Source organism: uncultured Actinobacillus sp., assembly GCF_945915845.1.
In the GTDB taxonomy this organism is placed as follows: Bacteria; Pseudomonadota; Gammaproteobacteria; order Enterobacterales; family Pasteurellaceae; genus Exercitatus.
This window is the reverse complement of sequence record NZ_CAMEFX010000001.1, coordinates 143522-168161: the sequence shown is the minus strand read 5'-3', so window position 1 is coordinate 168161 and position 24640 is coordinate 143522. Positions and strand designations below refer to the sequence as shown.

The 24640-nt window shown below is 39.0% G+C and carries 29 protein-coding genes and 1 tRNA gene; 17 read left to right on the top strand and 13 right to left on the bottom strand.

Annotated features, from left to right (window positions below; translation table 11 throughout):
• The 11 genes from Q0O89_RS00835 (at position 1) to sodA (ending at position 8658) form a co-directional block, all read left to right on the top strand.
• Positions 1-1230: an NADH:ubiquinone reductase (Na(+)-transporting) subunit B gene (locus Q0O89_RS00835; protein ID WP_293729915.1), complete on the top strand. Its 1230-nt coding sequence runs from the start codon at positions 1-3 to the stop codon at positions 1228-1230.
• Positions 1230-2003 carry a Na(+)-translocating NADH-quinone reductase subunit C gene (locus Q0O89_RS00830; RefSeq protein WP_273402418.1) on the top strand — a complete coding sequence of 258 codons (774 nt, stop codon included), beginning with the start codon at positions 1230-1232 and terminating at the stop codon, positions 2001-2003. The genes Q0O89_RS00835 and Q0O89_RS00830 overlap by 1 nt, the downstream gene beginning before the upstream one ends.
• Positions 2003-2626, top strand: a complete 624-nt coding sequence (locus Q0O89_RS00825; protein WP_273402419.1) for an NADH:ubiquinone reductase (Na(+)-transporting) subunit D — start codon at positions 2003-2005, stop codon at positions 2624-2626. Before Q0O89_RS00830 ends, Q0O89_RS00825 begins: the two co-directional genes overlap by 1 nt.
• Positions 2627-2629: 3 nt before the next feature.
• Positions 2630-3226, top strand: a complete 597-nt coding sequence (nqrE, locus tag Q0O89_RS00820; RefSeq protein ID WP_115636470.1) for an NADH:ubiquinone reductase (Na(+)-transporting) subunit E — start codon at positions 2630-2632, stop codon at positions 3224-3226.
• A 10-nt stretch (positions 3227-3236) separates the two neighbouring features.
• Positions 3237-4466 (top strand): NADH:ubiquinone reductase (Na(+)-transporting) subunit F, encoded by a 1230-nt coding sequence (gene nqrF / locus Q0O89_RS00815; RefSeq protein ID WP_293729914.1) that lies wholly within the window; start codon positions 3237-3239, stop codon positions 4464-4466.
• Positions 4467-4622: 156 nt separating this feature from the next.
• On the top strand, positions 4623-5060 hold the full coding sequence (locus tag Q0O89_RS00810; RefSeq protein ID WP_273395235.1) for a nucleotidyltransferase substrate binding protein: 438 nt from the start codon (positions 4623-4625) through the stop codon (positions 5058-5060).
• A complete protein-coding gene (locus Q0O89_RS00805; RefSeq protein WP_293729913.1) occupies positions 5053-5349 on the top strand; it encodes a nucleotidyltransferase domain-containing protein in 297 nt (98 codons plus the stop codon). The genes Q0O89_RS00810 and Q0O89_RS00805 overlap by 8 nt, the downstream gene beginning before the upstream one ends.
• A gap of 4 nt (positions 5350-5353) precedes the next feature.
• Positions 5354-6391, top strand: coding sequence for an FAD:protein FMN transferase (locus Q0O89_RS00800; RefSeq protein WP_273395236.1), 1038 nt, complete (start codon positions 5354-5356; stop codon positions 6389-6391).
• A gap of 24 nt (positions 6392-6415) precedes the next feature.
• A complete protein-coding gene (gene nqrM / locus Q0O89_RS00795) occupies positions 6416-6670 on the top strand; it encodes a (Na+)-NQR maturation NqrM (RefSeq protein WP_273395237.1) in 255 nt (84 codons plus the stop codon).
• A gap of 60 nt (positions 6671-6730) precedes the next feature.
• A complete protein-coding gene (mnmA, locus tag Q0O89_RS00790; protein ID WP_293729912.1) occupies positions 6731-7885 on the top strand; it encodes a tRNA 2-thiouridine(34) synthase MnmA in 1155 nt (384 codons plus the stop codon).
• 110 nt (positions 7886-7995) lie between these two features.
• A complete protein-coding gene (sodA, locus tag Q0O89_RS00785; protein WP_293729911.1) occupies positions 7996-8658 on the top strand; it encodes a superoxide dismutase [Mn] in 663 nt (220 codons plus the stop codon).
• A 236-nt stretch (positions 8659-8894) separates the two neighbouring features.
• Here sodA and Q0O89_RS00780 read toward each other — a convergent pair whose 3' ends face one another.
• The gene (locus Q0O89_RS00780; protein WP_293729910.1) at positions 8895-9107 is read right to left on the bottom strand and encodes a SlyX family protein; all 213 of its coding nucleotides are present in this window, start codon (positions 9105-9107) and stop codon (positions 8895-8897) included.
• A gap of 83 nt (positions 9108-9190) precedes the next feature.
• Here Q0O89_RS00780 and fkpA point away from each other — a divergent pair, with 83 nt between their 5' ends.
• From fkpA to tusB, 5 genes are all read left to right on the top strand, one after another.
• Positions 9191-9973 (top strand): FKBP-type peptidyl-prolyl cis-trans isomerase, encoded by a 783-nt coding sequence (gene fkpA / locus Q0O89_RS00775; RefSeq protein ID WP_293729909.1) that lies wholly within the window; start codon positions 9191-9193, stop codon positions 9971-9973.
• 321 nt (positions 9974-10294) lie between these two features.
• Entirely contained in the window at positions 10295-10957 is a 663-nt protein-coding gene (locus Q0O89_RS00770) for a transcriptional regulator (protein WP_293729908.1), read from the top strand.
• Positions 10957-11337 carry a sulfurtransferase complex subunit TusD gene (tusD, locus tag Q0O89_RS00765; protein WP_293729907.1) on the top strand — a complete coding sequence of 127 codons (381 nt, stop codon included), beginning with the start codon at positions 10957-10959 and terminating at the stop codon, positions 11335-11337. The genes Q0O89_RS00770 and tusD overlap by 1 nt, the downstream gene beginning before the upstream one ends.
• Positions 11334-11696 (top strand): sulfurtransferase complex subunit TusC, encoded by a 363-nt coding sequence (gene tusC, locus Q0O89_RS00760; protein WP_293729906.1) that lies wholly within the window; start codon positions 11334-11336, stop codon positions 11694-11696. Before tusD ends, tusC begins: the two co-directional genes overlap by 4 nt.
• 9 nt (positions 11697-11705) lie before the next feature.
• A complete protein-coding gene (tusB, locus tag Q0O89_RS00755) occupies positions 11706-11984 on the top strand; it encodes a sulfurtransferase complex subunit TusB (RefSeq protein WP_293729905.1) in 279 nt (92 codons plus the stop codon).
• A 35-nt stretch (positions 11985-12019) separates the two neighbouring features.
• On the opposite strand, the gene Q0O89_RS00750 is transcribed toward tusB, so the two are convergent.
• From Q0O89_RS00750 to Q0O89_RS00740, 3 genes are read right to left on the bottom strand one after another with little or no spacing between them, the layout of a single operon-like run.
• A complete protein-coding gene (locus Q0O89_RS00750; RefSeq protein ID WP_293729904.1) occupies positions 12020-13231 on the bottom strand; it encodes an NAD(P)/FAD-dependent oxidoreductase in 1212 nt (403 codons plus the stop codon).
• Positions 13224-14303, bottom strand: a complete 1080-nt coding sequence (gene nrfF / locus Q0O89_RS00745; RefSeq protein ID WP_293729903.1) for a heme lyase NrfEFG subunit NrfF — start codon at positions 14301-14303, stop codon at positions 13224-13226. Before nrfF ends, Q0O89_RS00750 begins: the two co-directional genes overlap by 8 nt.
• The gene (locus tag Q0O89_RS00740) at positions 14300-14827 is read right to left on the bottom strand and encodes a DsbE family thiol:disulfide interchange protein (protein WP_293729946.1); all 528 of its coding nucleotides are present in this window, start codon (positions 14825-14827) and stop codon (positions 14300-14302) included. The genes nrfF and Q0O89_RS00740 overlap by 4 nt, the downstream gene beginning before the upstream one ends.
• A 72-nt stretch (positions 14828-14899) precedes the next feature.
• On the opposite strand from Q0O89_RS00740, the gene Q0O89_RS00735 reads away from it, so the two are divergent.
• Positions 14900-14975: transfer RNA gene (locus Q0O89_RS00735), tRNA-Thr, on the top strand.
• 34 nt (positions 14976-15009) lie between these two features.
• Here the strand turns inward: Q0O89_RS00735 and nrfE are convergent.
• The 9 genes from nrfE to Q0O89_RS00690 form a co-directional block, all read right to left on the bottom strand.
• Complete coding sequence (gene nrfE / locus Q0O89_RS00730; RefSeq protein ID WP_293729902.1) at positions 15010-16950, bottom strand: heme lyase NrfEFG subunit NrfE; 1941 nt, start codon at positions 16948-16950, stop codon at positions 15010-15012.
• A gap of 83 nt (positions 16951-17033) precedes the next feature.
• The gene (gene nrfD, locus Q0O89_RS00725) at positions 17034-17990 is read right to left on the bottom strand and encodes a cytochrome c nitrite reductase subunit NrfD (RefSeq protein ID WP_293729901.1); all 957 of its coding nucleotides are present in this window, start codon (positions 17988-17990) and stop codon (positions 17034-17036) included.
• On the bottom strand, positions 17990-18670 hold the full coding sequence (nrfC, locus tag Q0O89_RS00720) for a cytochrome c nitrite reductase Fe-S protein (RefSeq protein WP_293729900.1): 681 nt from the start codon (positions 18668-18670) through the stop codon (positions 17990-17992). The genes nrfD and nrfC overlap by 1 nt, the downstream gene beginning before the upstream one ends.
• Entirely contained in the window at positions 18667-19317 is a 651-nt protein-coding gene (gene nrfB / locus Q0O89_RS00715) for a cytochrome c nitrite reductase pentaheme subunit (protein WP_293729899.1), read from the bottom strand. Before nrfB ends, nrfC begins: the two co-directional genes overlap by 4 nt.
• A 91-nt stretch (positions 19318-19408) precedes the next feature.
• The gene (gene nrfA / locus Q0O89_RS00710) at positions 19409-20929 is read right to left on the bottom strand and encodes an ammonia-forming nitrite reductase cytochrome c552 subunit (protein WP_293729898.1); all 1521 of its coding nucleotides are present in this window, start codon (positions 20927-20929) and stop codon (positions 19409-19411) included.
• A gap of 440 nt (positions 20930-21369) precedes the next feature.
• Positions 21370-22335, bottom strand: coding sequence for a lipoyl synthase (gene lipA / locus Q0O89_RS00705; RefSeq protein ID WP_293729897.1), 966 nt, complete (start codon positions 22333-22335; stop codon positions 21370-21372).
• A gap of 58 nt (positions 22336-22393) precedes the next feature.
• On the bottom strand, positions 22394-23065 hold the full coding sequence (gene lipB / locus Q0O89_RS00700; RefSeq protein ID WP_293729896.1) for a lipoyl(octanoyl) transferase LipB: 672 nt from the start codon (positions 23063-23065) through the stop codon (positions 22394-22396).
• Positions 23065-23367 carry a DUF493 family protein YbeD gene (gene ybeD, locus Q0O89_RS00695; RefSeq protein ID WP_293729895.1) on the bottom strand — a complete coding sequence of 101 codons (303 nt, stop codon included), beginning with the start codon at positions 23365-23367 and terminating at the stop codon, positions 23065-23067. The genes lipB and ybeD overlap by 1 nt, the downstream gene beginning before the upstream one ends.
• A gap of 65 nt (positions 23368-23432) precedes the next feature.
• On the bottom strand, positions 23433-24632 hold the full coding sequence (locus Q0O89_RS00690) for a serine hydrolase (protein WP_293729894.1): 1200 nt from the start codon (positions 24630-24632) through the stop codon (positions 23433-23435).
• Positions 24633-24640 lie beyond the last annotated feature (8 nt).

Here is a 24640-nt window from a genome sequence, read left to right as displayed (position 1 = left end):
ATGGGTTTAAAACATCTTTTTGAAAAAATGGAACCCGCGTTTTTGCCTGGTGGTAAATATGCCAAATTGTATCCGTTATTTGAATCGGTTTACACTTTGATGTACACACCCGGTACGGCAACGCAATCGACAACCCACGTTCGTGATGCCATCGACTCAAAACGTATGATGATCATCGTGTGGTTAGCATTATTCCCAGCATTATTCTATGGCTTGTATAACGTAGGTGCGCAATCTATGGCTGCGGCAGCAAGCTTAGGTAATCTTGCTGAGCTAGTCGCAAACGACTGGCATTATTCTTTAGCTCAAGGCTTAGGTGCCGATCTTGTGAATGGCGGTTGGGGTAGCAAAATGTTGTTAGGTGCAACATTCTTCTTACCTATTTATATCGTGGCATTCGCAGTAGGTATGTTCTGGGAATTATTATTTGCTATCGTTCGTGGACACGAAGTAAACGAAGGTTTCTTTGTGACAACGATTTTATTCGCATTAATCGTTCCGCCAACATTGCCATTATGGCAAGCTGCTTTAGGTATTTCTTTCGGTTTAGTTGTAGCGAAAGAAGTCTTTGGTGGTGTGGGTAAAAACTTTATGAACCCGGCATTAGCAGGTCGTGCATTTTTATTCTTTGCTTACCCTGCGCAAATTTCGGGTGACTTAGTTTGGACGGCTGCAGATGGTTTCTCTGGTGCAACTGCACTTTCACAATGGGCGCAAGGTGGTGAAGCTGCTCTTAAACACGTAGCAACAGGTCAACCTATCACTTGGATGGATGCGTTTTTAGGAAATATCCCTGGTTCAATGGGGGAAGTTTCGACATTAATGTTAGCTATCGGTGCGGCAATTATTGTATTTGCACGCATTGCTTCATGGCGTATCATTGCAGGTGTGTTCTTAGGTATGGTGATTACATCAACCTTGTTCAACCTTATCGGTTCAGATACTAACCCGTTATTCTCAATGCCGTGGCATTGGCATTTAGTTTTAGGTGGTTTCGCACTAGGTATGTTCTTTATGGCAACAGACCCGGTATCTGCGTCATTCACTAATAAAGGTAAGTGGTGGTACGGTGCATTGATCGGTTTTATGGCGGTGGTTATCCGTGTCGCAAACCCAGCGTATCCAGAAGGTATGATGTTAGCAATTTTATTCGCTAACTTATTCGCGCCAATCTTCGACTACCTAGTCGTTCAAGGCAACATCAAACGTAGAAAAGCGAGAACTGCATAATGGCTAAATTTAATAAAGATAGCGTTGGCGGTACTTTAACCGTCGTGGTGTTGGTGAGCTTGATCTGTTCTCTTATCGTAGCTGGTGCTGCGGTGTTATTAAAACCAACACAAGAGATCCAAAAACAGCTTGATAAGCAAAAGAACATTCTGATTGCAGCAGGTTTGATGCAAAAAGATACGAATATTCAAGACACTTACGCAAAATTCATCGAGCCAAAAGTTGTTGATTTAGCAACAGGTGACTACGTTGACAACGTGACAAACTTTGATGCAAAAGCAGCAGCAAAAGATCCTGCAACAAGCGTGGCTATTGCACCTGAAGATGATAAAGCAGGAATCAAAGTGCGTGCAAAATATGCCGAAATTTATCTAGTAAAAGATGAAGCCGGCAATGTGACTCAAGCAGTATTACCAATGTATGGCAATGGTTTGTGGTCTATTATGTATGGCTTTGTGGCAGTACAACCTGATGCAAACACAATCAATGGTATTACTTACTATGAGCAAGGTGAAACTGCAGGTCTTGGTGGTGAAATTGCAAACCCTAACTGGCAAAAATTCTTCGTAGGTAAAAAATTATTTAATGACCAAAACGAAGTGGCTTTAACGGTAGGCAAAAATGCATCAGCAGATAAAGAGCATGGTATTGACGCTTTATCCGGTGCGACCTTAACATCAAATGGTGTAGATGGCTCATTTAAATATTGGTTTGGTAAAAATGGCTTTGGTCCATTCTTAGCTAAATTCAAAGCAACAGCAGGAGCGAACTAATGGCAGGCAACAATCTTAAAAGTTTATTGTTATCGCCAATTGCTGATAACAACCCTATTGCATTACAAATTTTAGGTATTTGTTCGGCACTAGCGGTAACAACACAGTTACAAACTGCGGTTGTAATGGCGATTGCGGTGAGTTTAGTTACCGCATTTTCAAGTATGTTCATTTCAATGATTCGTAACTATATTCCAAATAGCATCCGTATCATTGTGCAAATGGCGATCATTGCATCATTGGTTATCTTAGTTGACCAAATTTTACGTGCTTATGCCTATGACCTATCAAAACAATTATCGGTATTCGTTGGTTTGATTATTACTAACTGTATCGTAATGGGGCGTGCAGAAGCTTTTGCGATGAAATCAGAACCGCTTGAAAGTTTCGTTGATGGTATCGGTAATGGTTTAGGTTACGGTGCGATCTTAGTTATCGTTGCATTTTTACGTGAACTTATCGGTTCAGGTAAAATTTTCGGTGTAACGATTTTTGAAACTGTTCAAAATGGTGGTTGGTATCAAGCAAACGGCTTATTCCTCTTAGCACCAAGTGCGTTCTTTATTATTGGCTTCTTAATTTGGGGCTTAAGAACGTGGAAACCGGCACAACAGGAGAAATAATCAATGGAACATTACATTAGTTTATTTGTAAAGTCTGTGTTCATTGAGAACATGGCACTTTCTTTCTTCCTTGGTATGTGTACATTCCTTGCGGTGTCTAAGAAAGTTTCAACGGCTTTTGGTTTAGGTATTGCAGTAATCGTTGTATTAGGCATTTCTGTGCCGGTAAACCAATTAGTGTACACTCATGTGTTAAAAGACGGTGCATTAATTGAAGGTGTAGATTTAACATTCTTAAACTTCATTACCTTTATCGGTGTCATTGCGGCTTTAGTACAAATCTTAGAAATGTTCTTAGATAAATTTGTACCATCGCTTTATAGTGCATTAGGTATTTTCTTACCATTGATCACAGTAAACTGTGCGATTTTCGGTGGCGTATCATTCATGGTGCAACGTGAATACAATTTCGGTGAATCAGTCGTTTACGGTATCGGTGCAGGTACAGGTTGGATGTTGGCTATCGTTGCACTTGCCGGTTTAACCGAAAAAATGAAATATGCTGATGTACCGGCAGGTTTACGTGGTTTAGGTATCACCTTTATTACTGTAGGCTTAATGGCATTAGGCTTTATGTCATTCTCAGGCATTCAATTATAAGGAGCGCATCGTGGATAGTAATTTTATTTTCGGTATTGGCGCATTTACAGCAATCGTTTTAGTATTAGCTGTGATTATTTTGATTGCCAAATCTAAATTAGTTGATAGTGGTGACATCACTATTTCTATCAATAACGATCCAGCAAAAGGAATTACCTTACCGGCTGGTGGTAAATTATTAGGGGCATTAGCAAGCAAAGGTATCTTCGTTTCATCAGCTTGTGGTGGCGGTGGCTCATGTGGTCAATGTCGTGTACAAGTAAAATCAGGTGGTGGCGAAATTCTTCCAACAGAACTTTCACACATCTCGAAAAAAGAAGCAAAAGAAGGTTGGCGTTTAGCGTGTCAAGTGAATGTAAAATCTTCAATGGATGTTGAACTTCCGGAAGAAATCTTTGGTGTGAAAAAATGGGAATGTACTGTTATTTCTAACGATAACAAAGCAACCTTCATCAAAGAACTTAAACTTCAAATTCCTGAAGGTGAAGAAGTTCCATTCCGCGCAGGTGGTTATATCCAAATTGAGGCAGAACCACATACCGTTCACTATAAAGACTTCGATATTCCAGAAGAATATCATGAAGACTGGGATAAGTTTAATTTATGGCGTTACACTTCAAAAGTGGACGAGCATATTATTCGTGCTTATTCAATGGCTTCATATCCGGAAGAGAAAGGCATTATTATGCTTAACGTGCGTATTGCAACGCCTCCACCACGTAACCCAGATGTACCACCAGGTCAAATGTCATCTTATATTTGGTCATTAAAACCGGGTGATAAAGTCACTATTTCTGGTCCATTCGGTGAATTCTTTGCAAAAGAAACCGACAACGAAATGGTATTTATTGGTGGTGGTGCTGGTATGGCGCCAATGCGTTCACATATCTTTGACCAATTAAAACGTTTGAAATCAAAACGTAAAATGTCATTCTGGTATGGTGCACGTTCTAAACGTGAAATTTTCTACCAAGAAGACTTTGATCAATTAGCGGCAGAAAATGACAACTTCGTATGGCATGTTGCGCTTTCTGATGCATTGCCGGAAGATAACTGGACAGGTTACACAGGCTTTATTCACAATGTGCTTTATGAGAACTATCTCAAAAACCATGAAGCACCGGAAGATTGTGAATACTATATGTGTGGTCCACCAGTGATGAACGCCGCAGTAATCAAAATGCTGAAAGATTTAGGCGTTGAAGATGAAAACATCTTATTAGATGACTTCGGTGGTTGATTTTAATCACACTTAAGTGAAAAGTGCGGTCGAATTTCTAAACATTTAGAACTTCGACCGTTTTCAAAATAACCGATTAAAAATCAACCGTGCATATCATTGGTACACAGCTAATCAATCAGTTTTATATTGATAATCTAAAAGATAATTAACCCTATGAGTGAACAGCTAAATATTATCGCCCTTGAAAATGCATTCAAATCTTTGGAAGAAACTATTCAATCCCTAGAAAATCAGGCTTGGTTTCAGTCTCAGCCGCCAATAATTCAAGATACCCTTATTGCAGGCGCAATACAGAAATTTGAGTTTGTCTATGAGCTTGGTATCAAAATGTTGAAACGGCAATTAAAGAAAATTGCCTCGAATGATTTGGATGTGGATTCTGCGGAGTTTCGCGATATTTTGCGCTTAGCGGCTCAAGTCGGATTAATTGAGCATTTTGAAGATTGGCTAGATTATCGGAAAATGCGCAATATTACTTCACATACTTATGACGAAATAAAAGCACAGCAAGTTTACAATGGCATTGCAGGCTTTTTAGAAAGTAGTCGTTTTTTGTTGAAAGAGCTACAAAAACGTAATGCCAATGATTAATGTAAGTGCTCAAGAATTGCAAATAATTAAATCGATTTTATCTGAAAAATGCCTCAACACACCTGTTTGGGTATTCGGATCTCGCGTGAAAGGAACACATAAGCCTTTCTCAGATATAGATTTAGCTTTGCTCACTACAACGCCTTTAACGATTCGAGAGCTAACGCAATTAGAACTCGCTTTTAGTGATTCGGATTTGCCTTTTAAAGTGGATATTGTGGATTGGGCAAGCTGTAGCGAATCCTTTAAGCAAATCATTTTGCAAAAATATGAAGTGTTAATTCCTTAAGAATATGAAAAAAATCTCTCTAATTTTCACCGCACTTTTAGCGGTTACCTTTAGTTTGACCGGGTGTCAAAAAGATCCTGAAGTGGTGTCTTTGATGGGCAAAACCATGGGGACGACTTATCACATTAAATATATTGATGACGGCAATCTGAATTTAGACAAAGACAAAGCCCATGCCAAAATTGAAATGGTGTTAAAAGATGTCAATGCGAAGATGTCCACCTATGACAAAAATTCTGAGCTGAGCCGTTTTAATCAATTTACAGAAGTGAATCAACCTGTTGAAATTTCAACGGATTTGGCAACAGTGATCCGCGAAGCTATTCGTTTAAATCAGGTGACGGAAGGGGCATTAGATGTTACTGTCGGCCCAGTCGTGAACCTCTGGGGATTTGGGCCTGAAAAACGCCCAGAGAGACAACCTACTGCGGAACAACTCGCAGAACGCCAAGCATGGGTAGGCATTGAAAAATTAAAATTAACCCAACGTGATGGGAAATTTTACCTTGAAAAATCCGTGCCACAACTTTATGTGGATCTGTCATCTATTGCAAAAGGTTTTGGTGTAGATTTAGTAGCAGAAACCCTTGAACAGGTCGGTGCGAAAGATTACATGGTGGAAATTGGCGGAGAAATTCGTACAAAAGGAAAAAATATCGAAGGTAAAGATTGGCAAATCGCTATTGAAAAACCGAGTTTTGACGGTTCACGTTCTATTGAGCAGGTCATTGGTTTACAAGATTTAGCAATGGCTACATCGGGGAATTATCGTATTTATTTTGAAGAAAATGGGAAACGTTTTGCCCACGAAATCGATCCGAAAACGGGTCAACCTATTCAGCACCATCTCGCGTCAATTACGGTGTTACACCCTAGTTCGATGACAGCAGATGGTTTATCCACAGGCTTATTTGTCTTGGGTGAAGAAAAAGCTTTAGAAGTGGCAGAAAAAGAGCAAATCCCTGTGTATTTAATTATTAAAACAGATAATGGCTTTGAAACTAAAATGTCGTCAACATTCTCCGCACTTTTAAATCAATAAGTGCGGTTAATATAAGGAAAAATTATGAAATTATTTATTGTTACCTTTGGGATTTTTCTTCTTGTGATCTTTGGTATGGCGATTGGCTATATCATCAAAAAGAAAACCATCAAGGGCAGTTGTGGTGGCATCACCGCGCTAGGGATGAAAAAAATGTGCGACTGCGAAGAGCCTTGTGATAACTTGCAAAAGAAACTTGATGCAGGTGATGAACAGGCTATTGCTGAATATGAAGAAAAATTTGCCAAAAAAGAACCGCAGTTTTATGAAGTAAAATAGCACTGTTTCTTTTTTAATTAATCAATGTACTCAGCCTTGAACTGAGCTAACGGAGAAAATATGTTAATTTCAACAACTTACAACCAATACTTCGCTAAACTTAGCCCTGAACAGTTAGCCGACAATGCCACTAAGAAAGTGATTGTGGGGATGTCTGGTGGGGTTGATTCTTCTGTTTCTGCTTTTATCTTGCAACAACAAGGCTACCAAGTGGAAGGCTTGTTTATGAAAAACTGGGAAGAAGATGATGACACCGATTATTGTACTGCAGCCGCTGATTTAGCGGATGCACAAGCAGTCGCGGATAAGCTTGGTATGAAGTTGCATAAAATCAACTTTGCAGCGGAATTTTGGGATAATGTATTTGAACATTTCTTAGCGGAATATCAAGCAGGACGCACCCCAAACCCCGATATTCTTTGTAACAAAGAAATCAAGTTTAAAGCCTTTTTAGAATATGCGGCCGAAGATTTGGGCGCAAATTATATTGCTACAGGGCATTATGTGCGCCGTGCAGGTTCTGATGATAATGCGCAACTTTTACGTGGTTTAGATAATAATAAAGATCAGAGTTATTTCTTGTACACTTTAAGTAAAAAACAAGTTGGGCAGAGTTTATTTCCAGTAGGTGATATTGAAAAACCGATTGTACGTAAAATTGCAGAAGAGCTCGGCTTAATTACCGCGAAGAAAAAGGATTCTACGGGCATTTGTTTTATTGGTGAACGTAAATTTAAAGATTTTTTAGCACGTTATTTGCCGGCTCAACCCGGCGAAATTCGCACTGTTGATGGGCGTGTGGTTGGTCGTCATGATGGGTTAATGTACCACACTCTTGGACAGCGCAAAGGTTTAGGTATTGGCGGTGTGCAAGGCTTGAGCGAAGAACCGTTTTATGTGGTGGAAAAAGATTTAATCAATAACGTATTAATTGTAGCGCAAGGGCATGATAATTCTGCATTGTTGTCTACAGGGTTGACCGCCAGCCAGTTGCATTGGGTTGATCGTCAGCCGATTCGTGAACCAATGCGCTGCACAGTAAAAACACGCTATCGTCAAACGGATATTCCCTGCGAAATTATTCCTATTGATGATGAAAATATTCGTGTGGTATTTGATGAGCCGCAAATTGCAGTGACGCCGGGTCAAAGTGCGGTATTTTATCAAGGTGAAATTTGCTTGGGTGGTGGAGTGATAGAAACTCAAATTAAATAAATAGGCAAAACCAACCATTTTTAAGGTTGGTTTTTTTATATAAAAGATGATCTAAATCAATTTTACTGTTAAAATTGAATGCAATTCAGTCAACACAAAAAGGAAATATTATGGCTTACACATTACCTGAATTAGGCTACGCCTACGATGCACTAGAACCTCATTTTGATGCACAAACTATGGAAATTCACCATAGCAAACATCACCAAACTTATGTAAACAATGCAAACGCTTTATTAGAAAATACACCTGAATTAGCTGCACTAGCAGAACAAGGTTGCGCAGGTTTTGTATTACAAAATTTAAATAAAGTACCGGCAGACAAAATTACAGGTGCTCGTAATAATATTGGTGGTCATGTTAATCACACTTTCTTCTGGAAAAATTTGAAAAAAGGCACAACCTTACAAGGTACATTAAAAGACGCTATCGTACGTGACTTTGGTTCGTTTGAAGCATTCCAAGCAGAATTTGAAAAAGCAGCAACAACACGCTTTGGTTCAGGTTGGGCGTGGTTAGTATTACAAGAAAATGGCAAATTAGCTGTTGTTTCAACCGCAAACCAAGACTCTCCATTAATGGGTAAAGAGATTGCGGGTTGTGAAGGCTATCCATTAATTGGTTTAGATGTTTGGGAACATGCTTACTACTTAAAATTCCAAAATCGTCGTCCAGACTACATTAAAGAATTCTGGAATGTTGTAAACTGGGATTTTGCTAATGAACGTTTTGAAAAGAAAATTGCTGAAGCAGGCTGTGGCTGCGCAAAATAATTTAGCAAAATTCATGTAAAATAACCGCACTTTAGTGTTATGACTAAAGTGCGTTTTTTTAGGTAAGAACGCTAGGGTTTGTTGATGTTTTATGCTTATAAAATATACTATTTTATACCTGGCACGCAAAATGCGTACTAGGTCACGCATAGTTGAGTGGCTTTGCCACTCTAATTCTCAGCCCCAAAGGGGCTGATTTATGCGTAACCCAGTATGGCTCTGCCATGCTGGGATATCTAATAATGCGGAGGGGGTGTTTCTTCTGATTGGCTGGCAACATTTGAGGGTTGCATATCTTTTAACTTATTTGCCAAATAGCGTAATTGAACTTGCATTTTATCAATCACAAATTGTTGTTCAACTAACGCTTGATTTAATTCTTCCAATAAATTGTCCTGAAATGTCAATTTCATTTCTAATTCAGTGATACGATTTTCAAAATTTTGCATAATATCTCAAATAAATGTTGTACATTTGTTAAATAGGATTTAACCTAATAGCCGTTTATTTTAAACCATATAAAGGAAAAACAATGTTAAAAATTCAAAAAATTTCAGCTATCGCATTATTAGTAGGCGCAGTGTTTGCGACAGCCGCTTGTAATGAAAAAGAAAAAAATGCACCCGCGGCACAAACTCAGCCGACTACACAAGCGGACGAAAGTTTAGTGAAAGATTCTTCTTATGCGGTAGGCGTGTTGCTTGGCTCTGATTTAAAAGGGTTAGTGGATTCACAAAAAGAGATCATTAACTATGATCAAGATAAGTTATTGACAGGTGTAAAAGATGCGTTAGCAGGTAAGGTCGATTTATCTCAAAATAAAGAATTGCAAGAAACGTTAAACGCACTTAATGATAAATTGAACAAAGCGGCGGAAGCAAAAGCCAAAGAAGAGGCAGAAAAAGCAGCAGCTGCGGCGAAACAAGCCAAAGCTGATGGTGAGAAATTTGCGGCAGAATTTAAAGCAAAAGAAGGTGTGAAAGAAACGAAATCTGGTTTACTTTATCGTATTGAAAAAGAAGGTGAGGGTGTAGCAATTAAACCTGAAGACACAGTAAAAGTACATTACACCGGTAAATTGCCAAACGGTACCGTCTTTGATAGTTCTGTTGAGCGTGGTCAACCGGCTGAATTTGCATTAAACCAGGTTATTCCAGGTTGGACAGAAGGTTTACAATTAGTGAAAAAAGGTGGGAAAATTGAGCTTGTGATCCCTGCTAATTTAGCATATGGTGAGCAAGATTTGGGCGTTATTCCTGCTAACTCAACCCTTCATTTTGATGTTGAAGTATTGGACGTAACGCCAGCAAAATAAAATAAAAATTGACCGCACTTAAGTGCGGTTAGACTGCTGACAAACATCAAATAACATTGTAGGGACACACTGCGTGTGTCCGAAAATGATTAATTCAATCAAAAAGGTGTAAAAAAATTGATGACGGACACACGCAGTGTGTCCCTACAGTCATTTCATATCAAGATATTTTTGAAATCAAAATATTTCAGATTATTAAGTAAAACTTTGTCAGCAGTCTGACTGCTCTTAATTGCGGTGAGAGCGTTGACAAACCCTATATGGCTCATATAAGGTTTATCGTTCTACAACCTTAGCTGAACCGATAATTGAGAGTTTTTCATGTTTAATGACCAGCGTCCTTTTACGGATGAAGATCGTACGATCATTAATTCTTATCGCGCAGTAGTGGATGGCGTTAGCGCGCTGATTGGTAGCCATTGCGAGATTGTTTTGCATTCCTTAGAAAATCTAGAGCGTTCAGCCATTTATATTGCAAATGGACATAATACAAATCGTCAAGAAGGGTCGCCGATTACTGACCGTGCATTACAATCCTTGCACAATATGAAAACAGACAGTGTTTCAAAGCCTTATTTCACTCGTGCTAAAAGTAACGGTTTAATGAAGTCTGTAACCATTGCCATTCGCAATAGTAGCCAACGAATTATTGGTTTACTGTGTATTAATATTAATCTTGAAGTGCCTGTTTCTCAATTTATTCAAGCATTAATGCCAACGAATGACAATAATGAAACTTCTATTGTTAACTTTGCCAGCTCAGTGGAAGATTTGGTTATTCAAACGATGGAACAAACGATTGAAGAAGTGACCAGCGATCGTTATGTGGCGAATAATAATAAAAATCGCCAAATTGTCATTTCATTATTTGAGAAAGGTATTTTTGATATTAAAGATGCGATTAATTTGGTAGCAGAACGCTTAGATATTTCGCGTCATACTGTGTATCTTTATATCCGTCAAATTAAACAGGAACAAGAATAATGCGCTATGTGATTGCAATTAAGCAACCTGTTTATGGTTCGCAAGGTGCGTTCTCAGCCTATCAATTTGCCAGACAAGTAATAGCTCAAGACAATGACATTACACAGATATTCTTTTTTCAAGATGGTGTCAGCAATGGCAATAAATTTGTTTATCCAGCCAATGATGAATTCAACTTAGTGAAGGCATGGCAGGCATTGAGTCAACAATATAATATCCCCTTAAATCTTTGTGTGGCAGCCAGCCAACGCCGTGGTATTGTGGATAAGTTAACTGCATTTTCGCCCGAAGAGACGAATCTTGCTGAGGGTTTTGTGATAGCTGGTTTAGGTGAATTTATTATGGCTACTTTACAAGCGGATCGAGTGGTAACATTATGACTAAACTTGCTTTTGTTTTTCGTTCACCGCCTTATGGTTCATCATCCAGTCGTGAAGGTTTGGACACACTATTAGCTGCAACAGCATTTAGTAATGAAGACGATATTGCCGTGTTCTTTATTGAAGATGGGATATTTAATTTGCTTGCCAATCAGCAGCCTGAAAAAATCCACCAAAAAGATTTTATTAGCACATTTAAGTTGCTTGAATTAAATGAGATCGATCAGCGTTATCTTTGCGAAGAAAGCGTTGTGGAAAGAGATTTAGCGGATAAAGAAATTATCCTGCCTTGTCATATTTTGAAACGCGCTGAAATTATCGAAAAATTACAAAGTGCGGATAAAATTTTCACCTTTTAGGAAAGGATTATGCTTTATACTTTTTCTCAAGCCAGTTACGACAAAAAGGAACTTAGCCGTTATTTTCAATATATGAATGAAAAGGATGCAGTTGTTTTATGGCAAAACGGTGTCTTTCTTGTCATTAAGGCAGCAGATTTATTGGCGCAATGCAAAGCGTCTATCTATGTATTAGATAATGATGTGCAAGCACGTGGATTAACGGAAAATGTTTCACCTCATTGGCTAATCAATATTCACGATTTAGTTGAACTCACCAATGAAGTTACGCCGCAATTTGCACTTTAGCGGCGATTTATTGAAAGATAAATAGATTCTAGATCTTAACGCTGAATAATATTTTCTGCACAGGCGTAGGCGGAACTCCAAGCCCATTGGAAGTTAAAGCCGCCTAACCAACCTGTCACATCCAACACTTCGCCAATAAAATACAATCCTTTTACTTTCTGACATTCCATGGTTTTGGATGAAATTTCATGGGTATCCACGCCGCCTAAAGTCACTTCTGCAGTGCGATAACCTTCTGTGCCATTAGGGAAAAATGCCCAACAATGCACAAGTTGTTGAATTGTTTGCAACTCTGTTTTGCTTAATTGAGCCAAGACTTTATTGGGTATGTTTAACACACCCTGTTCAATCCACAGTTCTACTAAACGTTTTGGCAAATATTGTGTTAATGCGTTTTTTAGCTGCATATTTGGCGATGATTGACGCAGTTCTATTAATTTGGCAGTAATATCCTCTGACGGTAATAAATTAATCGTGACAGATTCATTGGGTTGCCAATAACTTGAAATCTGTAGGATTGCCGGGCCTGATAATCCACGGTGGGTAAATAGCATATTTTCACGAAAGGTGGTTTGTTTTATGGTCGCTTCAATGGGCAAAGAGACTCCTGCAAGCGCGCTCAAAAATTGATCCGTTTCGCGATAGGTAAAGGGCACTAAGGCAGCTCGCGGTGGAATGACATTAATACCAAATTGATCTGCAATTTTATAGCCAAAAGAAGAGGCACCTAAGGCTGGCATAGATAAGCCACCTGTGGCAATGATTAAGTTCCAACAATGCCATTCTGTACCATTTGTCCGAATTTTAAATCGCGCTTTGCTATCATTTTCTATAAGGTCAACACATTCAACTTGTTGGCGTAAGTGAAGATGAACGTTGCCTTTTTGACATTCTTTTTCGAGTAAAGACACAATATCTTGCGCTGAATGATCACAAAATAATTGACCTGAATGGCCTTTTTCATGATAAGCAATGCCGTATTCACACACTAAGCCAATAAAATCCCATTGAGTATAGCGTGCTAAAGCGGATTTCACAAAATGCGGGTTTTGCGATAAATAGCAACTTGGTTTTACATCCATATTGGTGAAGTTACAAAAGCCACCGCCCGACATCAGAATTTTACGACCAATCTTTTTACCGCTGTCGAAAACTGTTACCTGCTTGCCAGCCTGTCCGATTTGAGCCGCACAAAATAAACCTGATGCACCGGCACCGATGATGATGGTTTCACTGTAATTATTCATTTACTTTCTTTGCTCTTAATAAATTTTCCGCCATTCTCATGGTTTCAATAATTTGGCGGCGATTGATATCGGGACGTTCACTATCCAATAACATTTGCCAATATTTCAAGGCATTTGCGTAATCCGTATGTAAAAACGCATCAGATGCCAGTAAAGACAAACTTGCGGTTTCGTAGGGATCTTGTTGCAACGCAACGTCAATGAATTGTTGTACTTTTGGGGTGATGCGCTGACCTGCTTGATAATAAAGTGCGGTAGCGGCTAAGCCCAAAATGACAGGTTTTGTACCCGTTATTTTTTCTGCATTGGCATAAGCGGTTAAAGCATTTTCAAATTCATTACTTAATACATACGCCTGTCCTAACTCAATCCACCCTTGCGCATCATTAGGATCTTTGCGTAATTTGTTTTGAATAGAAATAACGTAATCTTCATTACGAGTATGCGCAGTCGCGCTTTGTATTTGCTGTTGCGCTTGTGTAAATGCCTGTTCACCTTGTTGTGCCACATTAAAACGATTAAGGGTAAAATAATACGTCAGCGGCACAATGAGTAAACTTAACCATATTCCCCACAAAAAAATAGGCGTATTTTTAACCGCACTTTTTTTTATCTCACTTGTTGGAAATACCACCTTTTTTTCTAAGGGTAATGTATCCTTGTTTGTTTCTTGTGGGGCAGCTTGTTCTTCATGTTTTTTGCCATAATGCCACATTGCCACTAACGCCGCACTCAGCAACAAAAAGGGTAAGCCCCAAAGTAAGGCCGTTCGCCAGTGAAAAGGTGGCTTATAAAGAACAAAATGACCAAAACGTGCTGTCATCACATCAATAATTTGCTCATTGCTTTTGCCTTCATTGATCATTTTGTACACTTCAAGACGCAAGTCATAAGCAATAGGCGAATTGGATTCGACTAAATTTTGATTTTGACATTGTGGGCAACGTAAGGATTTTGCTAATTCAACGGCACGAATACGATCTTCTGTGTGTTTAAATGGGAATGTATCTACCATCTCTCCATAAGCGGAAAGACTGAAAATCAAACACAAGAAACCTAACCATTTTTTCATTTTAATTTTTCCAATTCAGGCAAAATAATATTTAACATCGCATTTCGATCAAATGCTCCTGAATAACGATAACGGATCACACCATATTGATCGACAATGTAAGTTTCAGGCGCGCCATCAACACCGAGCTGCATGGCAAGTTTTCCGTGGCTATCATCAATATTAAACAAAAATGGATTTCCTGAATGTTGTAAATAGGCTAACGCATTTGTTTTTTTATCGCGATAGTTCAGCCCAATAATTGTAACGCCCTGCGCAGCAAGCTCTTTTAATAAGGGATGTTCTTGTTTGCAATAATAACACCAACTTCCCCATACATTGATTAAAAAGGCTTTTTTAGGAAAATCTTTATTACTCCGAATAATGTTACTATCTTGCAAATCGGCTTGGAAAAATTCTGGCACAGGTTTATCAATTAACGCAGAAGCAATTTTTTTCGGATCTTGCTGCAATCCCATAAATAACAGGCTACAAATTCCCAAAATAAGCATTAGTGGTAAAAATAATAAGAGTTTTTTCTTCATCATTTAAAATTTCTTCAAAAAAAAAGTTGCAAGACATAAAAAAATTCATATAATAGCGGCACTTTCTTCAGTGCCGACTTAGCTCAGTAGGTAGAGCAACTGACTTGTAATCAGTAGGTCATCAGTTCGATTCCGATAGTCGGCACCACTTCTTTCTCAAATTCCTCTTATCTTTCATCTACTTAATTTCTCTCTTTTTCATTTTTATTTTTTCGTCCCAAAACAGCGAACATTGCGCCTATTGCCATTAAGATGCCTCCAAACCACAACCACCCTACAAAAGGTTTGTAATGTAATCGAAAAGTAAACTCCCCTGGAATACCGCTTTCTTTGGTTAATTTATCGCCCATAACAATGTAAATGTCCCCGAAGAGCCCCCAGTTAATCCCGACTTCTGACATATTCATGGTACGAACATCGTAATAACGGCGTTCAGGAAAAAGTGCGGTATATTTTTGGCCATTTTTTGTTATCTCAAAATGGGCTTTTTCGCTGGTATAGTTGGCGCCAATTTCATGACTAAAGCCTAAATAATGGAAGTCGTAGCCATTTAAGCTTTGATGTTGATTTGGGGCTAAACGAACACCTATTTCTGAGCCGAAATAACTCGACATTACCGCGCCGATCACTGTAATTGCTACGCCACAATGAGCAAAAATCACCCCTAATTTTCGGCGATTTATCGCCATCCAATTTTGCCAAAGGGTGGCGATTAATAGCCAAATAGCCAAACTTAACAGTAAAAATGCGATCCAATGAAATTTTAATGTTGGTTCTTGTGCCATGGTGTCATCGATTAATCCATAGGCAATCAGGATGGCGGGCAACAATAAGGCAAGATATTTTTGCCATAAAGTGCGGTTGGTATTTTGCCATTTTGTCGCTAATACCCACACCATTGCCACCAACATCAGCACAATAAGTGGTACGAAAATACTATTGAAATAAGGGGCACCAACAGAAATTGAGCCCCAGCCCATCGCGGTAAAAAACATGGGATAGAAAGTGCCAAGGAAAACACTCACTGTTGCCACTGCCCATAAAATATTCGCCGTTAATATCAACACGTCTTTAGAAAACAATGAAAATTTCACCGCGCTTTTTGGCAAGTTGGCTTGTAAATTGGTTTTGAAGGCAAATAATGTGAGCGAGCCTACGGTTAACAAAAAGAATAAGGCTAATAATGCCGTACCGCGTTCACCATCTACTGCGAAAGCATGCACGGAAGTGAGTACACCCGAGCGCACAATAAAGGTGCCGAGCAAACTGAAGGCAAAGGCTAACAGCGAGAGCAAAATGCTCCAATAACTAAAAATACCGCGCTGTTCTGTGGCTATTAAGCTATGCAATAAGCCCAAACCTAACAGCCAAGGCATTAAAGACGCATTTTCTACAGGATCCCAAAACCACCAGCCGCCCCAGCCTAATTCGTAATAAGCCCACCATGCACCAAGTACAATGCCAAGGGTGAGAAATAACCAAGAGAGCAACACCCAAGGGCGCATCCAACGTGCAATCAGTGCGTTAAATTGTCCTGCAAGCAAGGCAGAAATTGTTAAGGCAAAGTTCACCGCAAACCCGACATAGCCTAAATAGAGTAATGGCGGATGAAAAATCAATCCGATATCTTGTAACATGGGATTGAGATCGCGACCTTCCGGTGGTACAGGAAATTGGCGGATAAAGGGATTAGAAAAATAAAGAATAAAAAGACAAAAACCAAGGCAAATTAAGCCAAGAATAGCCAGGGTTCGCGCCGCAATAATGGGATTGATTTTACGGCTAAAATAAGCAAATAGGCTTACCCAAACACTTAAGGAAAAAAGCCAAAACAACATTGAGCCTTCGTGTCCGCCCCAAGTTGCAGCAATCTTGAAGAACATTGGAAGTTGAGAATTAGAATGGGCTGCAACATAGTCTAAAGAAAAATCATCTACCGCAAAGCTATAAGCAAGAATACCGATAGAAAGGCCGGTAAAAAGCGTAAAACAATAGCTTAAATGCCACGAAGTGCGGATTAAATTCTCGGTATTTTTGGCTATGCCGATATGGGGAATAACGGCAAGAAAAACACAAGAAAGTGTGGCGATTAGCAGTGCAATAAATCCAAGTTCAGGCAGCATTTTATTCGTTTATTCGTAATTTCAAGGGGATATTTAAATTGAAAGGGCGTTAAAAACGCCCCTGATTTTATTCGATAACTCACTTATCCTGCAATGGTTAATTGCCCTGCGTACAAAATAAAATAACGTAAGCATAATACACCAATTAAGTCGAAAATTGAGACTAAAATAATGAATTTTGCGTTGTATTTTAATTTCTCACCGGCAAATAAGTTTGCCACTAATGGGATTAAGATACCAATGAACATGACCCCAATCCAGAATACCGCTCCCCAGAAACCGGATAAAGCGTTATATAAGGCTTGCACTTTTGAGGCATCACCAAAGTATAATCCCACAAAGAAACAGACAATCAAACCTAATTCAGTGACCATAATCGGTACTTCAAATTTATGGATAAAATGCACTTCATGGCTGTCGCCTTTTAATTTTCCTGCAATTAAGATACAAAGGAAAGTAGCGGCAATACCTGATGATGTCCCTGATGCTAAGAATAACGCAGGTAAAACAGGGTTATTCAACATTGGATAGCTGATTAATGCAGAGAGCAAGAACCCTGTGTATGCCCCTAACACCGCAGCGAGTACAAACAAGATGACTTCGGCAAAATTGAACAAACCGTCAATCTTGTTAATCAATGTGGTGATAAATTGAAGTTTTGGGACAAAGCGTTTAATGAGTACGTCCAATTCATGTTTAAAGATAACCGCCGCCCAAATGACCATAAACAGCATATACACTTGGAATAGCATTACCCCCATAGACATCACGGAATTAAATTGATAATTAAACATCAATTTCCAGAATGTCCAAGGACGCGCTAAGTGGAATATTAACAGCGTTAATCCCACTAAGGTTGGTACGGTACCTAAAAATAAGGCACTTCGGATAATCCAGTTTTGGCTTGGTTTATCCATATGATGGCTTCGGCGATAAGCAATAGCTAATTGTACTGCACCTGATGAAATCCCTAATAAAAAGAGATAAATTGCAATGGTGCTATCCCAGACAAGGTTGGGTGTGTGAAAATATTCTGTCATTATCTATGCTCCCCTTTGCCGGTTGGGATATGGTATAAGTTCGGTTCTGTACCAAGATTGACTTTGGTGCGATAAACTGGGTTTTCGCGAACTTTTCGAGCGACAGCACTGTTTCGATCATTCATATCCCCAAAGGTCAATGCTTTTGTTGGACAAGCTTCAACACAAGCAGGCTGTTTACCTTTTGCTAAATTGGTATCGCGACAGAAGTTACATTTATCCGCGGTTTTATGTTCAGGATGAATAAAACGTACGCGATATGGACATACGGCAATACAATATTGGCAACCCACACAAAGATCTTTATGTACATCCACAATGCCTGTTTCAGGATCGATAAATGATGCCCCAGTTGGGCAAACCTTAACACAAGGGGCATTAGTACAATGCTGACATGATTGACGGAAAAATTCGTATTCTTGGTTCGGAAATTCTCCAATAGGTTCACTACGGATAATTTCCAAACGAGAAACACCTTCCGGCACTTGGTTTGTTTCGCGACAGGCTTCCATGCAAGCTGTACAACCTATGCAGGCGGTTTCGTCATGTACCATTGCATAGCGTTTTGCTTGGGTTGGCTGTTCACTTTCACCTTGTGCCGTTAAACTAACTGTTGTTCCTGTTGTAAGGATTAACGCCCCCATTCCAGAAACAAAGTCTCGGCGTGAGCAAGCTGTCATTTTTTATCCTTTTTTTCTGTTGTTGATTGTTGTTCACGAGCTTCTTTTTGCTTTTGCTGTTCGCCATGACAATCGACACAAAGTTTCACACGGGCTTTCGATTCCATACCTTTCATTGGCTCTTTATCAGGATGGACTTTATGGCAACTTGCGCAAGGTAATTTAATCGAATGAACATCGTGCGCCCAGAATTTTTCTTGCAATTTTTCAGGTTGGTGACATGAGAAACAAACCTGATTTTGTTCTGCGGCACTGTATTTAATAGTTTGATCTTGATCCCATAAGCCGTGGAAGCGCATTACATCTTTAACGCCTTTACGGTGATTTTCTGTGATATTACCGTGGCAGCTAACGCAAGTAATCGGTTTTCCCGTACTTGGATTGAGTTTTTCCAAATGAACACCATGGAATTTTCCTGCATGAAATTCCCCTTTAGCCTGTTCTGCACTTGACGCATCTAAGCTATGGCATTTCGCACAATACTCATTGGGATTACGATCATTTTCTAATTCAGGTTCATAAACCTGTTTAGTCACTGTTTGTTCTGAGGCTTTTGCTGTCTCTGCTTGAGCAGAAGAAACGATAAATAGCAATGCCCCAAGTAACGCAGAGAATTTCGTTAATTTCATTAGTAAGTTCATATTCATACCTTAATTCTTGCTTAAAATTGACCGCACTTTATATTAATTTTGCCTAGATGACTTTGTGCTTATAGGACAAAGTGCGGTCAAATTTTCATTATTTTGCAGGTGGTGGCGTTAAAATTAAGCCTTTCTCAATTGCTTCTTTATTCCACTCAGGAATGACTGTTTTAATGAACTCTTCTTTATCTTTACGTTCTTTTTCAATATCAATACCCATGACTTTCCAGGCTTTTTCTGCCGTTGAAACATCTGGATATTGAATTGGTTGTTGAACGCCATGTTTAGCCAGTACTACGGCTAATTTCGCACGTGCGTCTGCAACGCGATCTAAACCTGAAGCAATGACTTTTAAGATAATATCAGGTGCGTGCATATGACCACCGTGACCAGCGGCTGAATAATCCCAACGCCATTGTGCATGACGAATTGCTTGTAATGCATCATGCATTTCTTCTTTGGTTGCGCCGGCATCCCATGCGGCTTTGGCTTCAAAATGCGCTTTCACTAATTGGTCTTCCAATTTGATCATTACATCTTTAATGTCTTTTTTGTGAGCCGCAATAGTGTTAGTTAAAGTTTCTTTACTTTGATCGTGACATTTTGCACAAGTATTTTCAAAGTTATCCTGTAATGGGTTAGAGATGCGGTGATCGGTAAATACTTTACCATCGGGACCTTGTACTTTTGCCATGTGACAATCGATACAGGTTACGCCATTTTTACCATGAGTTCCTTGTAACCAAGTTTCATAATCAGGGTGTTGCGTTTTAAGCATTGGCGCTTTTGAAATAGAGTGTTCCCAATCTTTGAAGCCAATTTCATCGTAGTATTTTTCAATACTATCGACATCAACCCCTTTCATCCAAGGGAAAACCACGTTATTGGCACCAGTGCTTTTATCGAAATAATATTCAACGTGACAGTTCGCACAAACTGCTGCACGTTTATCATCACGATCTAAACTTGGGAAATCTTTACCAATGGCATCTAATGCACGTAAAACATGTGGACGGGCAATGCGTAATGCTGGTTTACCTTCTTCAAACTCTTTTGATGTGGTGTCATGACAGTCAGCACAACCGATAGAGTTAACCACTTCAGCCCCGCCTTTTGCCCATTTGCCTGAGAAGTAACCTTCTTCACCTAATTCCGCAATTAAACGTGGTACATCAGGGCCTTTACATGTCCAGCAAGCCATTGGTTGTGGGCCGCTATTTTCATCTTTCGGTGCGCCTGTACGTAAAATGTTGCGTACATCGGTGACAGAATAGAAATGGCCACGAGGCTTGTTATATTCTTTAGCAAAAGCATATCCACCCCATAGCACAATCAAACGAGGATCTTGCTCAACGGCTGGAGCCGCCTCTGTTGATTTTGAGGTATCTTTCCAGCTTTTGTATTGATTTGGATATTTTTCTGCAAATTTTTCATTAGATGATTCAATTTTCAGATTCTTGTTCGCCGGGGCGAGTTCTTCTTTTGTTGGGGCTTTTTTCTCAGCCACTTTAGGTTGTTCTACTGAGGAGATAGCGGTTTCTGCCCACACAGAACTCACCATCATTAAACCCAAACCGGCAATTGTTAGAGAAGATAGCGTTTTTCTTAGAATGTTCACGGTAATCACTCCATAAAATTAATAACCAAGGTTATTTGTTGTATAAATTATATTTTTATTGGTATAACTAATATTTATCGAGAATTTATCTCATTAGTTAATAAAATACCCAATAAAAAGAAAAATTTTCTATTATAAAATAACAAATTCTATCAACGTTTTCACTATTAAATGCATGTTCTTTGAGTTGGATCAAAATATTCTGATTACCCTTTGATTTCTGCGGTTTTTTAGCGTGATTTGAATACCTAATAATAGGTATTAAATAGAGATTTCAGAAGTAAAAATGTATTTTAAAATTTAAAAATTGGGAATGAACGTGAACTTAAAATAATCAAGTATTATTAATACCTATTTATAGGTATTAATAGGCTAAAAAATTTATTTATAAAAAAATAAGGTGAGTTTAACTTCACCTTATTTTTGAAATATAAATTATATTATTTTACCAACCCACCACTAGCTTGTAGATCAGCGTGATAGGATGAACGAACAAATGGTCCACAAGCGGCATGCTCAAATCCCATTTTTTCTGCCTCATCACGGAACATATCAAACTCTTCAGGTGGCACATAACGTTCAACTTTTAAATGGTGACGACTAGGCTGTAAATACTGGCCAATTGTCAGCATAGTGACACCATGTTGACGTAGATCACGCATAACAGCCAGAATTTCTTCGTTTGTTTCACCTAACCCCACCATTAATCCTGATTTCGTTGGAATATCAGGAAATTCTTGTTTAAAAATTTTAAGCAGTTCAAGGGACCAATTATAATCTGCACCAGGGCGAACTTCACGATATAAGCGAGGCACATTTTCTAAGTTATGATTAAACACATCAGGTGGATTTTGTTTTAGGATAGCGATCGCTTGTTCTACACGTCCACGGAAATCAGGTACAAGGATTTCCACTTTGCAATCCGGGTTTAACGCTTTAATTTCACGCACTGTTGCAGCAAAATGGGCGGCGCCACGATCAGGTAAATCATCACGATCTACCGAAGTAATGACCACGTATTTTAATTTCATATCCTGTACAGTTTCAGCAACTTTACGAGGTTCATCGGGATCTAATGGCAATGGTTTACCATGGGCCACATCGCAGAATGGGCAGCGGCGTGTACAAATTGCCCCCATAATCATAAAAGTCGCTGTTCCATGGTTAAAGCATTCATGGAGATTTGGGCAAGATGCTTCTTCACAAACCGAATGTAAACCATGTCTTCTCATGCCGTTTTTAATTGAATTAATTTTGGCTGAACTAGCAGGTAATTTAATTTTCATCCAAGCAGGTTTAGGGAGTAATTCTTGATCAGGGTCGATATTACGGACTTGAATAATAGAGGTTTTGGCAGCGTCACGATATTTCACGCCACGCTCCATTTTAAAAGGTGTATTGCTCATCACTATATTCCTAAATATCGGGTTAATCAGGCTTGACTAACCCATTTTAAAAAAAAGTTTAAATGTTAAAAATTTGTTGCGTATTATAGCCTAAAATTTTAACAAAGTGAGCAATTAATTTTGGTGCAACCAAATCACAACTTGCTTGTTCCGGTTGAATAAAATCTGCTAATTGGCACATTTCTAAACCCGCATATCCGCAAGGATTGATATTTCTAAATGGGGTTAAGTCCATATTGATATTGAATGCTAATCCGTGAAAAGAACAACCTTTCCGAATTCTTAAACCAAGAGAACAAATCTTTTTCTCTTGCCCATTCATGTCCACATAAACTCCCGGTGCATCTATTTTAGGATAAGCTTTTACACCATAATCCGCTAAAGTTTGTACTACTGATTGTTCCAGTGCGGTCACTAATTGACGTACGTTTAACTCATGACCTTCTGCCTTTTGGCGTTTAATATCAATGAGCACGTACATAATTTGTTGCCCTAAGCCGTGGTAAGTAATTTGACCACCACGATCAGATTGCACAACAGGAATATTTGTGGGATTTAATAAATGTTCAGGCTTTCCTGCTTGCCCTTGGGTAAAGACCGAAGGGTGTTGAACCAACCAAATTTCATCGGGAGTTGTGGTATCACGGCTATCCGTAAAATCCTGCATTTTTTGCCAGACGGTTTGGTAGTCTTGAATACCCAATTGGCGTATATTTAATGCAATTGCCATTACAGCACCATTCTTACACCGTCTATTTTAGCCAATTCCGCATAAAGGGTTTCTACTTGTTCGATATTCTCTGCTTTAATATCGATAGAAACAGATTTATACGTGCCTTTTGAACTTAAATGTTCACGTGGATTATAATCGCCTTTAGCATATTTTTGCGTCACCACTACGACGTCATCCATCAGACCATCACGATTTTTCCCCACTACCTTAAAGGTAAAGGCACAAGGAAATTCCAATAAATCTTTTAATTGTTGTTGTGGTACATCTGCTAAATTAAATTCACGAGTTGTTACTGTCATAATGAATTGTTCCTAATATCAAGAAAAAATCACCGCACTTTAGAGTGCGGCTTTTTTAGTTAGTTTTAATCAAATAAACCTTTTATGGTTAACACTAGCCAATCCCAAGCTTTACCTATAAAACTTGCTTCACCAACATCCTGCATCGCTTGTAATGTTACGGTTGCGACATCTCGACCATCAAGGCTATAAACGACCTTTCCTAGAATTTGCCCTTTTGCTAATGGTGCTTCTAAGTATTTTTGGTCAAATTCCATGCGTGCTTTTAAGTCGGCTTGGCGGCCTTTTGGAATCGTAATAAAGCCATCTTGTAATACACCCACAGCAATTTTACCTTCGTCACCATAATAGACAGACTGCTCACCGACTGCTTTATTGGCTTCTAAGGTTTTAAATGTATCAAAGCTGTTAAAGCCCCACTGCAATAATTTTTTGCTTTCAACTTCACGACCTTTATACGTCGGCACGCCCATGACGACAGAAATCAAGCGCATATTATTTGAATTAGTTGCAGAGGCCACTAGGTTGTAACCTGCTTGACTGGTATGACCCGTTTTCATACCATCCACATTCATGCTTTTATCCCACAACAACCCATTACGATTAGGTTGTTTGATTTTGTTGAACGTAAACTCTTTTTCTGCATAAATAGTATATTCTTCAGGTAAATCACGAATAATATGTGAACCAATGATTGCCATATCTCGTGCAGAAGAATATTGATTCGGATCATCTAAACCATGTGGTGTGGTGAAATTCGTATTTTTTAACCCAAACTGTTGTACATATTTATTCATTAAGGCAACAAATTGTTCTGTTGAGCCGGAAATATGTTCAGCCATTGCCACACAAGCATCATTTCCTGACACCACAATGATACCGCGATTTAAATCCGAAACAGAAACCTGTTGATTTAAATTTAAAAACATTTTGGATGAGTCCGGGAAATTTCTACCCCACGCACTTTCGCCAATGGTCACCATATCGTTATTATGAATTTTGCCCTGTTTTAACGCTGTACCGATGACATAACTGGTCATCATTTTAGTTAAAGAGGCCGGATATTGGCGTTGATCCGGATTAAGTGCGGCTAAAATGGCACCTGAATTATAATCCATCAAAATATAGGTTTGCGCATTTAACTGTGGCGGTTGCATATTTGGGTATTGAATCTGGCCAAATTCTGCATTTTGCGCATTTGCTGTAATAGAAATAACACCGGCTAATAAAGCGATTTTTGATTTTTTAAGGGCTGTAAAGAACATAAAACCTG